The sequence below is a fragment of the Methylobacterium sp. EM32 genome (assembly GCF_040593685.1).
Lineage (GTDB): Bacteria > Pseudomonadota > Alphaproteobacteria > Rhizobiales > Beijerinckiaceae > Methylobacterium.
This window is the reverse complement of sequence record NZ_JBEXZS010000267.1, coordinates 1-14,794: the sequence shown is the minus strand read 5'-3', so window position 1 is coordinate 14,794 and position 14,794 is coordinate 1. Positions and strand designations below refer to the sequence as shown.

Annotated in this window: 11 protein-coding genes and 1 tRNA gene; 7 read left to right on the top strand and 5 right to left on the bottom strand. The window is 70.5% G+C overall.

Annotation, left to right across the window (positions count from 1 at the left end; translation table 11 throughout):
* The first annotated feature begins 100 nt into the window (after positions 1-100).
* Entirely contained in the window at positions 101-337 is a 237-nt protein-coding gene (locus ABZT49_RS33230) for a hypothetical protein (RefSeq protein ID WP_355292749.1), read from the top strand.
* Between the two features lie 49 nt (positions 338-386).
* A complete protein-coding gene (gene recF, locus ABZT49_RS33225; RefSeq protein WP_355292747.1) occupies positions 387-1,538 on the top strand; it encodes a DNA replication/repair protein RecF in 1,152 nt (383 codons plus the stop codon).
* Between the two features lie 40 nt (positions 1,539-1,578).
* Here the strand turns inward: recF and ABZT49_RS33220 are convergent, their stop codons facing one another.
* Positions 1,579-1,839: a helix-turn-helix domain-containing protein gene (locus ABZT49_RS33220; protein ID WP_355292745.1), complete on the bottom strand. Its 261-nt coding sequence runs from the start codon at positions 1,837-1,839 to the stop codon at positions 1,579-1,581.
* 455 nt (positions 1,840-2,294) lie between these two features.
* Complete coding sequence (locus ABZT49_RS33215; protein ID WP_355292744.1) at positions 2,295-3,326, bottom strand: cysteine synthase A; 1,032 nt, start codon at positions 3,324-3,326, stop codon at positions 2,295-2,297.
* A 211-nt stretch (positions 3,327-3,537) separates the two neighbouring features.
* On the opposite strand from ABZT49_RS33215, the gene ABZT49_RS33210 reads away from it, so the two are divergent.
* The gene (locus tag ABZT49_RS33210) at positions 3,538-7,032 is read left to right on the top strand and encodes an indolepyruvate ferredoxin oxidoreductase family protein (RefSeq protein WP_355292742.1); all 3,495 of its coding nucleotides are present in this window, start codon (positions 3,538-3,540) and stop codon (positions 7,030-7,032) included.
* Positions 7,033-7,408: 376 nt separating this feature from the next.
* On the opposite strand, the gene ABZT49_RS33205 is transcribed toward ABZT49_RS33210, so the two are convergent.
* Positions 7,409-8,038, bottom strand: coding sequence for a TetR/AcrR family transcriptional regulator (locus ABZT49_RS33205; RefSeq protein ID WP_355292740.1), 630 nt, complete (start codon positions 8,036-8,038; stop codon positions 7,409-7,411).
* 67 nt (positions 8,039-8,105) lie between these two features.
* Here ABZT49_RS33205 and ABZT49_RS33200 point away from each other — a divergent pair, with 67 nt between their 5' ends.
* The 4 genes from ABZT49_RS33200 to ABZT49_RS33185 all read left to right on the top strand — a co-directional run bounded on the left by ABZT49_RS33200 (position 8,106) and on the right by ABZT49_RS33185 (position 13,881).
* Complete coding sequence (locus tag ABZT49_RS33200; RefSeq protein WP_355292738.1) at positions 8,106-8,360, top strand: hypothetical protein; 255 nt, start codon at positions 8,106-8,108, stop codon at positions 8,358-8,360.
* 199 nt (positions 8,361-8,559) lie between these two features.
* The gene (locus tag ABZT49_RS33195; protein ID WP_355292736.1) at positions 8,560-9,678 is read left to right on the top strand and encodes an efflux RND transporter periplasmic adaptor subunit; all 1,119 of its coding nucleotides are present in this window, start codon (positions 8,560-8,562) and stop codon (positions 9,676-9,678) included.
* On the top strand, positions 9,675-10,745 hold the full coding sequence (locus ABZT49_RS33190) for an efflux RND transporter periplasmic adaptor subunit (protein ID WP_355292735.1): 1,071 nt from the start codon (positions 9,675-9,677) through the stop codon (positions 10,743-10,745). The genes ABZT49_RS33195 and ABZT49_RS33190 overlap by 4 nt, the downstream gene beginning before the upstream one ends.
* A 64-nt stretch (positions 10,746-10,809) precedes the next feature.
* Positions 10,810-13,881 (top strand): efflux RND transporter permease subunit, encoded by a 3,072-nt coding sequence (locus ABZT49_RS33185; protein WP_355292733.1) that lies wholly within the window; start codon positions 10,810-10,812, stop codon positions 13,879-13,881.
* On the opposite strand, the gene ABZT49_RS33180 is transcribed toward ABZT49_RS33185, so the two are convergent.
* Both ABZT49_RS33180 and ABZT49_RS33175 read right to left on the bottom strand, forming a co-directional pair.
* Positions 13,872-14,678, bottom strand: a complete 807-nt coding sequence (locus ABZT49_RS33180) for a LysR family transcriptional regulator substrate-binding protein (protein WP_355292732.1) — start codon at positions 14,676-14,678, stop codon at positions 13,872-13,874. The two genes, ABZT49_RS33185 and ABZT49_RS33180, sit on opposite strands and share 10 nt — an antisense overlap.
* Positions 14,679-14,715: 37 nt before the next feature.
* Positions 14,716-14,792: transfer RNA gene (locus ABZT49_RS33175), tRNA-Met, on the bottom strand.
* Positions 14,793-14,794: the final 2 nt, after the last annotated feature.

Here is a 14,794-nt window from a genome sequence, read left to right as displayed (position 1 = left end):
GGAGATCATAGCGGCCCGCGTTCCGCTGCTTTCTGAAGCGTCAGCGGATATGGATCCCGGGTTCCGCTTTCGCGGCCCCGGGATGACGTGGAGGGTGACAATGCCGGACGATCCATCGAAGCCTCCCTTCCACGCTCCGTCGGCCGATACTCCCGTTGCTCGCGGCGATGACCTGGGATGGGATCGTCCTCATTCGAGCGGCGATGACTCGATCCCGGACATCCAGCGCCTCCGCCGAGCGTGGCGCGAAGGCGTCGAGAGCGGCGACTACCAACCGGCCGAGGCCGTCTTCGCCCGTCTGCAAGCCCGCTACGAGACGTCACAGAACGACGCGTGAGGCGCGCACCACCGCCGGCCAGCGCCCCGACCTGTGATATGGCCCGGGGATGACCGAGCCCACCGCCTTACGCGTCACCCGCCTGATCGCCCGCGACTTCCGCAACCACGCCGACCTCGACCTCGCGGTCGGGCGCCGCTTCGTCGCGCTGGTGGGCGAGAACGGGGCCGGCAAGACCAACATCCTGGAGGCCCTGTCGCTGTTCGCCCCCGGTCGGGGCCTGCGCCGGGCCGACTTTTCGGGGATGGCGCGCGAAGGCGGGGCGGGCGGCTTCGCGGTCTCCCTGACGGTGGAGGGCCCGAGCGGCGACCACCGCATCGGCACCGCCTGGGAGCCGCCGCGGGGGCGCGACGAGCGCGGCGGCCGGCTCTGCCGCATCGACGGGGCCACCGCCCCCTCCCCCACCGCCTTCGCCGAGCAGGTGCGGGTGGTCTGGCTCACCCCAGACCTCGACGCACTGTTCCGCGGCCCCGCCGGCGACCGGCGCCGCTTCCTCGACCGGCTGGTGCTCGCCGTCGATGCCGGCCACGGCGCCCGGGTGAGCGCGATGGAACGGGCCTTGCGCTCGCGCAACCGCCTGCTGGAGGAGCGGCCCGACGACGGGCCCTGGCTCGATGCCGTCGAGCGCGAGGTGGCGGAACTGGCCGTCGCCGTGGCGCTCGCGCGCCGCGAGACAGTCGAGCGCCTCGACAGCCTGATCCTATCGACCCGCGACGAGGCCTCGCCCTTCCCCTGGGCCGGGGTGCGGCTCGAGGGCGACATCGACGACCTCGTGGCGGTCTGGCCCGCGGTCGATGCCGAGGACCGCTACCGCGCCACCCTGCGCCAGAACCGGTTTCGCGACCGCGCCGCCGGCCGGACGCTCGCCGGCCCCCAGGCCTCCGACCTCGTGGTGCGCCACGGCCCGAAGGACGTACCCGCCGCCACCGCCTCGACCGGCGAGCAGAAGGCGCTGCTGATCGGCCTGGTGCTGGCCCATGCCCGCCTCGTCACCGGGATGAGCGGCCTTGCCCCCCTGGTGCTCCTCGACGAGGTCGCGGCCCATCTCGATCCCCGCCGCCGCGCCGGCCTGTTCGACGCGCTCGAAGCCCTGCCCGGCCAGGTCTGGATGACCGGGGCCGACCCGGTGCTGTTCGGCGAATTGGGCGAACGGGCCGACCTGGTGCAGGTGGCGGACGGGAGCGTGCACGGCGCGGCCTGAGGCGGAACGGCCGGCCGCGCGAGCGCCGGGTGAGGCCTCTTCAGGCCCCCAGCTCGACCGGCGCCGTGAGCAGACCGGCCTCCTCCGGCGAGTAATCCCCCTCCGGCCAGTCGGACCAGACGACGTCGCGGTAGATCGGCAGGCAGACGCCGATCCTCCGGTACTCCGCGATCCGGTTGCGTACCGTGCGGACCGAGATGCCGAGCATCTTGGCGGCGTGGGTGCGGTTGCCGCGGCAACGGATGAGGGTCTCGATGACGAGCTTGCGCTCGGCCTCCGCGAGTGTGGTCGCTGGCGCCATGCTGCTGTTCCTCCTGGTGACGAGGTCCCCTGGGCGTATTTGTTCTTGCGACAGGGAAAAGCTGGACAATCAGGGTTAACAAGTGGTTAACGGCGCGATCGACAGGGTCGCGGATGGGCCTGTGCTTGGCTCATCCCATGACAATGGGCAGGCAATACAGTTCTGACGCCATGGATGAACCGGAGTTGTCGGCAGGAGGAACGGCCTCCCGGGCCGGCATTCGACGGCGGCCGGCCGGCGTTATGGAATGCTGTTCGGCCGGGCGCCCAGGATCAGGCGGGCTCAAATCCGCGCATCATCGCCGGGTCGGATCGCCGAAACCGCGACGCGGCCCGGCGGTGAAGGCCGATCCGGCGCGGGGGGACGACGACGGCGCCCGCTCTGCGCCGTCTCACCTCGGTCACACCGGCCGGGAATCTTGGCCGTGCCGGCTCGGAAAAATTTTCGTGATGCGCTCAGGCCACGAGCCCCGGATCGATCGTCCGCGGGCTCGCGAGCCAGTGCGGCACCGGCAGGTCGCGGGCGCGCAGGAAGCCCGGGTCGAACAGCTTCGAGGCGTAGCGGGTGCCGTAATCGCACAGGATCGTCACGATCGTGTGGCCGGGGCCGAGATGGCGGGCGAGGCGGATCGCCCCCGCCACGTTGATGCCCGACGAGCCGCCGAGGCACAGGCCCTCCTCCTCCAGGAGGCCGAAGACCAGCGGCAGCGCTTCCGCATCGGGGATGGCGTAGGAGATGTCCGGCCTGAAACCGTCGAGGTTGCCGGTGATGCGGCCCTGGCCGATGCCCTCGGTGATCGAGGTCCCCGAGGCCTTCAGCTCGCCGGTGGCGTAGAAGGGATGGAGCGCCGAGCCGTCGGGATCGGCGAGCCCGATTGTCACGCCCGGGTTGCGGGCGCGGAGCGCGGCGGCCGTGCCGGCGAGCGTGCCGCCGGTGCCGGCCGCGCAGATGAAGCCGTCGATGTGTCCCCCGGTCGCCTCCCAGATCTCCGGGCCGGTCGTCGCGATATGGGCCTCGCGGTTGGCGAGGTTGTCGAACTGGTCGGCGAAGAAGGCGCCCCCGGGCTCGGTCTCGGCGAGGCGCGCGGCGAGGCGGCCGGCCACCTTCACGTAGTTGTTGGGATTGGAAAACGGCACCGCCGGCACCTCGACGAGGTCGGCCCCGGCCAGCCGCAGGGCCTGCTTCTTCTCCGCCGACTGGGTCTCCGGGATCACGATCACGGTGCGGTAGCCGCGCGCCGCGCCGACGAGGGCGAGCCCGATGCCGGTATTGCCCGCCGTGCCCTCGACGATGGTGCCGCCGGGCCGCAGGGTGCCGGCGCGCTCCGCGGCCTCGACCATGAACAGGGCGGCGCGGTCCTTCACCGACTGGCCCGGATTCATGAACTCGGCCTTGCCCAGGATGGTGCAGCCGGTCTCCTCCGAGGCGCGCTTGAGGCGGATCAAGGGCGTGCCGCCGATCGCGGCGAGGATGTCGGGGCGGATCATCGCGGGGTCGTCCGTGCGGGGCGGGCGGGATGCCCGCCGAGGTGAGCGGTGATGCCGCGAAAGCGGGAGGCCGGCAAGGCAGGGCTGCCTGGAATGCCTCCAGGGCGCGTTGACGGGGCCGGCCGGAAATGTCAGCATTCCTGACGTAATCTGCGTGGTCCCGAGAGGCCGGAGGAACCGGCCCCCACCGCGCGAGGAGGAGGAACACGCGATGGGCTCGCCCGCGACCACCCCGTCCCTTCGGTCGGTCAGCCTCGACGACAAGTACGACCTCTCCCGCGACCAGGTCTTCGTCACCGGCACGCAAGCCGTGATCCGGATGCTCCTGATGCAGCAGGCCCGCGACCGGGCGGCGGGGCTCAACACCGCGGGCTTCGTCTCCGGCTATCGCGGCTCGCCGATCGGCGGGCTCGACCAGAACCTGGTCCGCGCCAAGAAGGTGCTGGACCAGGCCGGCATCGTCTTTCAGCCCGGCCTCAACGAGGAGCTGGCCGCGACCGCGATCTGGGGCGCGCAGCAGGCCGAGATGCGGGGCGAGGGCCGCTACGACGGCGTGTTCGGCCTCTGGTACGGCAAGGGCCCCGGCGTCGACCGCTCCGGCGACGTGTTTCGCCACGCCAACATGGCCGGCACCGCGCGCCACGGCGGCGTGCTGGCGCTGATGGGCGACGACCACACGGCGGAATCCTCCACCGTCGCGCACCAGTCCGAGTTCCACTTCGTCGACGTGATGTCGCCGATCCTGAACCCGGCGGGCGTGCAGGAGATCCTGGATTACGGCCTCTACGGCTACGCGATGAGCCGCTATTGCGGCACGTGGGTGGCCTTCAAGTGCGTGAAGGAGAACATCGAGTCGACCGCGAGCGTGGATGCGCGCCTCGACCGGGTGAAGATCGTCCTCCCCGACGATTTCCTGATGCCGCCGGGCGGGCTCAACATCCGCACGCCGGACGGCATCCTGGAGCAGGAGGCCCGCCTCCAGGACTTCAAGCGCGACGCGATGCTGGCCTTCGTGCGCGCCAACAACCTCAACCGGATCGTGCTCTCGGGCGGGCGCCAGCCGAAGGTCGGCATCATCACCGTCGGCAAGTCCTATCTCGACGTGCGCCAGGCGATGGACGATCTCGGCCTCGACGAGGTCAAGGCCAACGACATGGGGTTGCGGCTCTACAAGGTCGCCTGCCCCTGGCCGCTGTCGCGCCGGGAACTGGCCGACTTCGCGGACGGCCTCGACCTCGTGATGGTGGTGGAGGAGAAGCGCTCGCTGATCGAGGTGCAGCTACGCGAGGAGCTATACGGCTCGCGCCATCAGCCCGTCTGCATCGGCAAGCGCGATGAGGCGGGGAACTGGCTCTTCCCGGTGAAGGGCGCGCTCGACCCGAACGACATCGCGGTGGCCCTCGGCGAGCGCCTGCTGCGCTACCACCGCAACGACGATCTCGCGGGCCGCGTCGCGCGGCTCAAAGGCGCGCAGGAGCGGCTGGCGGCGACCGCCGACATCGCGGCCCGGATCCCGCATTTCTGCGCCGGCTGCCCGCACAATTCCTCGACCAAGGTGCCGGAGGGCATGCGCGCCTATGCGGGCATCGGCTGCCACTACATGGCGCAGTGGATGGATCGCAGCACCGACGGCTTCACCCAGATGGGCGGCGAGGGCGCGAACTGGATCGGCGAGAACGCCTTCTCGAAGCGCGGCCACGTCTTCCAGAATCTCGGCGACGGCACCTACAACCACTCGGGCTCGCTGGCGCTCCGCTGGGCGGTCGATACCGGCACCACCATCACCTACAAGATCCTGTTCAACGACGCCGTCGCGATGACCGGCGGCCAGCCGCACGAGGGCGGGCTCACGGTCGACCGCATCGCCGCGCAGGTCCGGGCGGAAGGCGTCGAGCGCATCGCCCTCGTCACCGACGAGCCGGACAAGTACCCCTCGACGGTGGCTTGGCCGCACGGGCTGACGATCCATCACCGCGACGAGCTGGACGCAGTGCAGCGGGAGCTGGCCGGGGTGCCGGGCGTCTCGGTGATGATCTACGACCAGACCTGCGCCTCCGAGAAGCGCCGCCGGCGCAAGCGCAACGCGTTCCCGGACCCCGACAAGCGGGTGATCATCAACGAGCTGGTCTGCGAGGGCTGCGGCGATTGCTCGGTGCAGTCGAACTGCGTCGCGGTGCAGCCGGTCGAGACCGAGTTCGGCCGCAAGCGCCGCATCGACCAGTCCGGCTGCAACAAGGACTTTTCCTGCGTGAAGGGCTTCTGCCCGTCCTTCGTGACGGTGCATGGCGCGAAACCCCGCAGCAAGCCGGTCGGTGTTCCTGTTGCGGCGAGCGACGCGGCGCCGGATGCCGGCCTGCCCGAGCCGACGATCCCCGGGATCGTCGGCACCTACAACCTGATCGTCACCGGCGTCGGCGGCACCGGCGTGGTGACGATCGGGGCGATCCTCGGCATGGCGGCGCATCTCGAGGGCAAGGGCCTCGGGATGATCGACATGGCCGGCCTCGCCCAGAAGGGCGGCGCGGTGTTCAGCCACGTGCGCCTCGCCAACCGGCAGGAGGACATCCACGCGATCCGGGTCGGGGCGGGCGCCGCCGACCTGGTGCTGGGCTGCGACCTCGTGGTCAGCGGCAACCGCAAGGTGCTGTCGGCGATCACGAAGGGCCGCACCCACCTCGTCGTCAACACCGCCGAGGTGATGCCGGGCGAGTTCACCCGCCGGCCCGACTTCTCGCTGCCGGCCGAGCGGATCAAGCGGGCGATCCGGGAGGCGGCGGGCGCGGAGCACGCCGACTTCACCGACGCCACGAGCCTCGCGGTCTCGGTGCTCGGCAATGCGCTCGCCGCCAACATGTTCATGCTGGGCTATGCCTGGCAGCGCGGGCGGGTGCCGCTCTCGCGAGAATCCCTCCTCAAGGCGATCGAGCTCAACCGCGAGGCGGTGGCGATGAACCTCGCGGCCTTCGCCTGGGGCCGCCGCGCCGCGGCTCTCCCTGAGACGATGCGGGCGGTCGAGGCCCCGGCCCCGGACCTGGCGCCGGACCTCGACGGGGTGATCGCCAAGCGCGTCGCCTTCCTCACCGCCTACCAGGACGCCGCTTACGCCGATCGCTACGCGCGGGCCGTCGCGGCCCTGCGGGCGCGGGAGGCGGCCCTCATCCCCGGCCAGTCGGCCCTGGCTGAGGCCGCTGCCCGCTCGCTGTTCCGGCTGATGGCCTACAAGGACGAGTACGAGGTCGCCCGGCTCTACACCGACGGTACGTTCCAGGCTCAAGTTCAGCGCACCTTCGAGGGCGAGAACCTCCGCTACGAGTTCCACCTCGCGCCGCCGCTGCTCGCCCGCCGCGACCCGGCGACCGGCCGCCCGCGCAAGATGACCTTCGGGCCATGGATGATGAAGGCGTTCGGGGTCCTCGCCCGGATGAAATCCCTGCGGGGCACCGCCTTTGACCCGTTCGGCTACACCCAGGAGCGGCACGAGGAGCGGCGCCTGGTGCAGGACTTCGAGGCTAGGCTGGCCGAGATCGCCCGCGACCTCACGCCGGCGAACCACGCCGCGGCGGTCGGCCTCGCCGGCCTGCCCCAGCGCATCCGCGGCTACGGCCCGGTGAAGGCGAAGAACCTGGCGACGGTGCAGGCGGAGGAGGCGGCGTTGCTCGCCCGGTTCCGCGACCCGGAGGCGGCGATGGCGAATGCGGCGGAGTGAGGCAGAGGCTCTTCGCTTGAGTGGACGGAACTGAAACCCTCCGTGTCATCCCGGGACCGCGTAGCGGGACCCGGGATCCATAACCGCCGAGGCTTCAGGACATGTCGGAACGCGGACCGACTCTTTCGGCCACGTCGGCGGTTATGAATCCCGGGTTCTCGCCTGGCGGCGAGCCCCGGGATGACGTAGAGGCTTATTGTCGATGTAGCGTGTCTTGGCGCAATTCAACAACCAAAATATCGATCATTTTATATAAAACCAATGTTTTTATCCGCTCTCAAGGGTGGATCGCGCGAAAAATTTACTAAATCATCAATTTGATCACGAAATGAACAACGATGCTGGCTGCTGAAATGCAGAGCATGAGTGCCTGCACTCACGCCCCCTCCCCCCGCGCCAGCCCCCGCTCCATCAGATCGAGGTGCCCGGCCAGATACGCCGCACCGTCGAGCGCATGGCCGTCGCCGAACATCAGCCGCCAGGTGCAGGCCATGATGACCGGGGCGAAGAGCAGGTGGGGAAACTCCTCGGCCGCCGTGGGGCGGAACTCACCCCGCTCAATCCCGTAGCGCACCACGCGGCGCAGGTTGTCCACCGCCGGGCCGATCACCTCGGCGCGCCAGCGGTCGGCGAGGTCGGGAAAGCGGCTCACCTCGGCGAGCAGCATCCGCATGATCTCGCGGGCGCGCCGGTCCTCGACCATGTGCTTGTACACGAAGGCGAAATGGGTCCGCAGGATCGCCATCGCGGAGCCCTGCGGGGCGGCGGTGAGCGCGGCGAGGTTCTCCGCCGCCGGCCGATTCATCTCCCGCACCGTGGCGAGGAACAGGTCCTCCTTGCTCGGGAAGTACAGGTAGATCGTGCCCTTGGTGATCCCGGCCCGGGCCGCCACATCGTCGAGCTTGGTTGCGGCGAAGCCGGCACGGGCGAATTCCTCGAACGCCGCTTCCACGATCTCGCCGGGCCGCTCCTCCTTGCGCCGCCGGCGCTGTCCTGCCACTGCCATCTCGCACCTTATTGACTGCCTGGTCAGTTATTAGTACGAAGCAGGCGTCGCCTTCAAGGAGCGCGCCATGGCCCGCACGGTGATGTGCCTGTCCCACCAAACCGCGCCGCGCCGGCCCGGGTTCACCCGCCTGCCGAACGGCCTCGCCCTGCACGCGCCGCCGGTGGAGACCGCCCGCCCACTGCTGCCGCGGCAGGTGCCGCTGTCCGCGATCGCGCTCCTGCTCTTCGCGCTCGCCGGCTGGGCCGGCCTGCTGGCCTGGACCCGGCCGGAGCCGGCGGCGTCATGCGCCACCTGCCTCTCCGCGCCGGGCCAGCTCTGACGCGACACGTCTTTCCCCGGTTCGCCCCGGCGCTGCGCCGGGGCGTCCCCACAGATGCGGGATGCTCTCCCACGGAGAACGCCCGCATCTGGAAGGAGCGGCCGCATCCGCCCCCTCGCGGCCGCTCCTTCACGTTGTTTCTGCTCGCCCTTCCTCTACGATATCGTGACTGCAGGCCCGATCGGTGCGCGCGACCCTCATGAGACCCACCCCGATCCCGCGGGGCGCCGCCTGCCTGGCCGCCCTGCTCCTCGCGAGCCCGGCGCTCGCCGAGGCGCCCTTTCCGGCCAAGGACGAGGCACCGAGAGAAGCGTCGACGTCCGCCCTGGCCCAGGTCCGGGTGGTCACCGCCGCGCTCGTGCCGGTCGCCGAGCAGGTCGTGCTGACCGGTGACGTCCAGGCCAAGTTCCTGAGCAACATCGCGTTCCGGGTCAGCGGCAAGATCCAGGAGCGTCTGGTCGAGGTCGGCGAGCACGTCACCGCCGATCAGGTGCTGGCCCGGCTCGAGCCGCAGGAGCAGCAGGTCAACGTCGACACCGCACAGGCCGCCCTCGCCTCGGCCGAGGCCCTGCTGACCCAGGCGAAGGTGAGCTTCGAGCGCCAGCAATCGCTGATGCGCAGCGGCTACACCACCCGCACCGCCTACGACCAGGCCGAGCAGACCCTCCGCACAACCCAGGCCTCGGTCGAGTCGGCCAAGGCGGCTCTGGGCAATGCCCGCGAGCAATTCTCCTACACCGAGCTGAAGACCGGGGTCGCCGGCATCATCACGGCGCGCAACGCCGAGGCCGGCCAGGTCGTGCAGTCGGGCCAGACCGTGTTCACCCTGGCCCAGGACGGGCCGCGGGACGCGGTGTTCATCGTCTCCGAGACCCTGCTCGCCGAGCCGCCGGAGGGCAAGACCGTCGAGATCATCCTCCTGTCCGATCCGCGGGTGCGCACCACCGGCACGGTGCGAGAAATCTCGCCGGCGGTCGATCCGTCCTCCGGCGGCGTGCGGGTGAAGATCGGCCTCGCCAAGGTGCCGCCGGAGATGTCGCTCGGCGCCACGGTGGCGGGCCTCGGCCGCTTCCGGGCCAAGCCCTCGGTGAGCCTGCCCTGGAGCGCGCTGTTCCGCTGGCAGGACAAGCCGGCAGTCTGGGTGCTCGATCCGGGACGCGGCACCGTGGCGCCCAAGACCGTCGCGATCGAGCGCTACGCCGGCTCGGCCATCGTGCTGGCGGACGGCATCGCGCCGGGCGAGCGGGTGGTGGTGGCCGGCATCCAGCTCCTGCGCCCCGGCCAGAAGGTCGCGGTGGTCGGGGGGGACGCTCCATGAGGCACGTTCCCGCTCTCGTCGTCCTCGTCGCCCTGGCGGCCTGCCAGGCGAAGGAGGCCGAGGCGCCGCCCCCCGTACGCCCGGTCCTCACCACCAAGGTCGAGATCCGCACCGCCGAGACTTTCGGCCCCTTCGCCGGCACGGTCGAGCCGCGCTACCAAACGCAGGCCGGATTCCGGGTGCCGGGGCGGATGGTGGCCCGCGACGTTTATGTCGGCGACCTCGTGCCGAAGGGCGCGCGGCTCGCGGCCCTCGATCCCACGGTGCTGCAATTCGCCGTCACCCGGGCGCGGGCCGACGTCACCGACGCTGAGGCGCAGCTCGCCAATGCCAGCGCCGTCGAGACCCGCCAGCGCACCCTGTTCGAGGGCGGCAACGTCACGCAAGCCGCCCTCGACAGCGCGGTGGCGAGCCGCGACACCGCGGCGGCGCGCCTGGCCCAGGCCAGGGCCGCCCTGCAGAAGGCGACCGACGAGCTCGGCTACGCCACCCTGAAGGCCGATGTCGACGGGGTGGTGACGGCCTGGAACGCCGAGATCGGCCAGGTGGTGAGCGCCGGCCAGGCCGTGGTGACGGTGGCCCGCCCCGACATCCGCGAGGCGGTGGTCGACATCCCGGACGGGCTGATGGCCGGCATCACGGCCGGCACTACCTTCACCGTGACGTTGCAGGCCGCCCCGACCATCACCACCACCGGCAAGGTGCGGGAGATCGGGCCGCTCGCCGACCCGGCGACCCGCACCCGCCGGGTGCGCATGACCCTCGTCGACCCGCCCGAGGCGTTCCGGCTCGGCACCACCATCACGGTCGCCCTCGAACGGCCCACGCGACCGCGCATCACCCTGCCGGCGACCGCTCTGCTCGAGGCCGAGAACCGCACCAGCGTCTGGGTGGTCGCGCCCGACGGCAAGACGGTCTCGCGCCGCGACGTGGCGGTGGTCGCGCGCGACGACGACGCGGTGACGCTCGCCGACGGTCTGAAGGCCGGGGAGACCGTGGTGACCGCGGGCGTCCACAGCCTCAAGGACGGCCAGGCGGTGCGCCTCGCGGCCTCCGGTCTGCTCTGAATTTCCGACGCGCGGCCCGACGCGGCCCGCCGATCCACTCCGTTCCAGCGCGAGGCCGCGCCCGATGAAGTCGTTCAACCTCTCCGAATGGGCGCTGTCGCACCGCTCCTTCGTCTGGTTCCTGATGGTCGTGGCGATCGTCGCCGGCGCGATGTCCTACCGCAAGCTCGGCCGCGAGGAGGACCCGGCCTTCGCGATCAAGACCATGGTGGTGCAGGCGAGCTGGCCCGGCGCCACCATCGCCGACACCCTCGACCAGGTCACCGACCGGATCGAGAAGGAGCTGCAGCAGATCAACGCGGTCGACTACACGCGGAGCTACACGACGCCCGGCCAGGCGACGGTGTTCGTCAACCTGCGCGAGACGACGCCGCCGAAGACGATCCCGTGGCTGTTCTACCAGGTGCGCAAGCGGCTCGGCGACATCAAGGGCACCTTCCCGCAGGGCATGCAGGGCCCGTTCTTCAACGACGAGTTCGGCGACGTGTTCGGCAACGTCTACGCCTTCACGGCCGACGGGCTGTCGATGCGACAGTTGCGCGACTACGTCGAGACGGTGCGCACCCGCATCATCAAGGTGCCGAGCATCGGCAAGACCCAGATCATCGGCGCCCAGGACGAGGTGATCTCCCTCGACTTCTCGACCCGCAAGCTCGCCGGCCTCGGCGTCGACGTGCAGTCGCTGATCAAGAGCCTGCAGGCGCAGAACGCGGTGGCGCCGTCCGGCGTGATCCAGGCCGGGCCGGAGCGGGTCTCGGTCCGCGTCGGCGGCCAGTTCACCGACGAGAACAGCCTGAAGGCCATCAACCTGCGGGTCAACGACCGCTTTTTCCGCCTCTCCGACGTCGCCGAGATCGAGCGCGGCTACGCCGACCCGCCCCAGTCGCTCTTTCGCTACAACGGCAAGCCGGCGATCGGGCTCGCCATCGCCATGCAGCAGAGCGGCAACCTGCTCGAATTTGGCGAGGCGCTGAAGACGCGGATGCGCCAGGTCGAGGCCGAATTGCCGGTCGGCGTCGGCATCCACCTCGTCTCGGATCAGCCGCGCATCGTCGAGGAGGCGGTCGGCGGCTTCACCAAGGCCCTCGTCGAGGCGGTGGTGATCGTGCTCGTCGTGTCGTTCCTGAGCCTCGGGGTGCGGGCTGGCCTCGTCGTCTCGTTCTCGATCCCGCTGGTGCTGGCCATCGTCTTCGTCGTCATGGACGTGATGGGGGTCACGCTGCAGCGCATCTCCCTCGGCGCCCTCATCATCGCGCTGGGCCTCCTCGTCGACGACGCGATGATCACCGTCGAGATGATGGTTGCGCGGCTGGAGGCCGGCGACAGCCTGCACAAGGCCGCGACCTTCGCCTACACCTCGACCGCCTTCCCGATGCTCACCGGCACGCTCGTCACCGTCGCGGGCTTCCTGCCGATCGGCTTCAACGGCTCGGCGGCGGGCGAGTACACATACTCGCTGTTCGTGGTGATCGCGGCCTCGCTCCTCGTGTCCTGGGTCGTGGCGGTGCTGTTCGCGCCGCTCATCGGCGTAAAAATCCTGCCGAAGACCATGAAGGGCCACCACGACCGCCCAAGCCGCCTGCTCGCCGCCTTCCGGGCCCTGCTGCTGCCGGCGATGCGCTTCCGCTGGATCACGGTCGCGGTCTGCATCGGCATGCTGGCGCTCGCGGTCGTCGGCATGGGCCACGTGCAGCAGCAGTTCTTCCCCTCCTCCGACCGGCCCGAGGTGCTGGTCGACCTGACGCTGCCGCAGAACGCGAGCATCGCCGAGACGCGGGCGCAGATGGACACGTTCGAGGCCGCGCTGAAGGGCGACCCCGAGATCAAGCGCTGGAGCTCCTATGTCGGCCAGGGCGCGATCCGCTTCTACCTGCCGCTCGACCAGCAGCTCCAGAACGCGTTCTTCGGCCAGATCGTGATCGAGACCGTGTCGCTCGAGGCCCGCGACCGCACCATGGCGCGGCTGAACGAGCTCGCCCGGCGCGACTTCGTCGGCACCGACGTGTTCGTCCATCCCCTCGACCTCGGCCCCCCGGTCGGCCGGCCGATCCAGTACCGGATCAGCGGCCCCGACCTGCAGGTGGTGCGGGCTCAGGCCCTCAAGCTCGCCAACGTGGTGGCGCAGAACCCGCATGTCGGCCTGCCGACCTTCGACTGGAACGAGCCCGGCAAGGTGCTGCGGGTCGAGATCCTGCAGGACAAGGCGCGCCAGCTCGGCGTGACCTCGCAGGACATCGCCGGCATCCTCAACGGGGTCGTCGGCGGCACCACGATCACCCAGGTCCGCGACGCGATCTACCTCGTCGACGTGATCGGCCGGGCGCAGGGGCCGGAGCGCCGCTCGGTCGACACGCTCCAGAGCCTGCAGGTGCCGACCGCGGGCGGCGCGACGGTGCCGCTGCTGGCCTTCGCGAAGATCCACTACGACCTCGAACAGCCGATCGTCTGGCGCCGCGACCGGATGCCGACCATCACGGTGCGCGCCGCCATCACCGACGCGACCCAGCCGCCGACGGTCGTCTCGGCGCTCGAACCCGCCATGGCGCAGTTCCGCTCGGAGCTTCCCGCCGGCTACGACCTCGCGACCGGCGGCGCGGTGGAGGAGAGCGCCAAGGGCCAGGGCCCGATCGCCGCGGTGGTGCCGGTGATGCTGCTGGTGATGGCGTTCTTCCTGATGGTGCAGCTCCAGAGCATCCAGAAGCTCTTCCTGGTCTCGAGCGTGGCGCCGCTCGGCCTGATCGGCGTCGTCGCGGCCCTGCTGCCCTCGGGCGCGCCGATGGGCTTCGTGGCGATCCTCGGCATCCTGGCGCTGATCGGCATCATCATCCGCAACGCCGTGATCCTCGTCAGCCAGATCGACGAGTTCGAGGCCGAGGGGATGAGCCCGTGGGACGCGGTGGTGGAGGCGACCTGCCACCGCATGCGCCCGATCCTGCTCACCGCCGCCGCCGCGAGCCTCGGCATGGTGCCGATCGCCCGCGAGGTGTTTTGGGGACCGATGGCCTACGCGATGATCGGCGGCATCATCGCGGCGACCTTCCTGACCCTGTTCTTCCTGCCGGCGCTCTATGTCGGCTGGTACCGGATCCAGCCGCAGAAGAAGGCCGACAGCTCGGCGGCCGTCACTCACGCCTGACGCGCCAGATCGAGAAACAGCGTCGCGGCGCGCGACGGGCTCCGGGTGGGTGACGCCAGGAGCCCGAAGCCGCGCGAGATCGTGGGCGCCAAGGCGACGGCCTTCAATCCCTTCCGGCTCTCGGGCAGCATCGATTCCGGAACGATGCCGACGCCGGTGCCCTCCCGCACCAGCGCGATGGCGCTGGCCCAGTCGCGGACCTCGATGCAGATATCGGCGAGCGATAGGCCGGAGGCGCGCATCAGCGCCCCGGCATGGAGGTGGCACCCTCCCGTCGCGAGCACGAACGGCTCGGCGGCAAGGCGATCGAGCGTCATCTCACGGTGCCGCGCGAGAGGACGAGCCGCGGGCAGCAGCGCGATCCAGGCATCCTGCCCGAGAGGAATCGCGTCGCTGTCGGCTGCCGGGTTGAGGACGACGCCGAGATCGACCGACCCTTCGGCCAACCACGTTTCCACCTCGCGATCGTCGGTTTCGAGCACCACCAGCGCGACCTCGGGGTAGCGGCTCCGGAACCGCCGCAGGAGCGGCAGCAGCACCGTCGCGAACACGCTGGGGAAGGCGGCGAAGCGCAGCGATCCGGCCTTCTCGCTGCCCGACGCGCGCCTCCCGGCGGATCGCGTGCAAGTGGCCCGCGCGCTCGCCGAGGTGCCGGCGTCTCGATCGTGCTCGACCGGTGGCCCGCCCTGCCCTCCTACGTCGAGCGGATCAGGGCACGCCCCTCCGTAATGCAGGCTCTGACACACGAGCGAGAGATCGCACTCATCGAGGGGTGACGTCGGCCTGAACGCGAACAAGCCCGCCAGCTATCGCTGACGGGCTTTCTCGTCGTGTTGGTTGCGGGGACAGGATTTGAACCTGTGACCTTCAGGTTATGAGCCTGACGAGCTACCGGGCTGCTCCACCCCGCGCC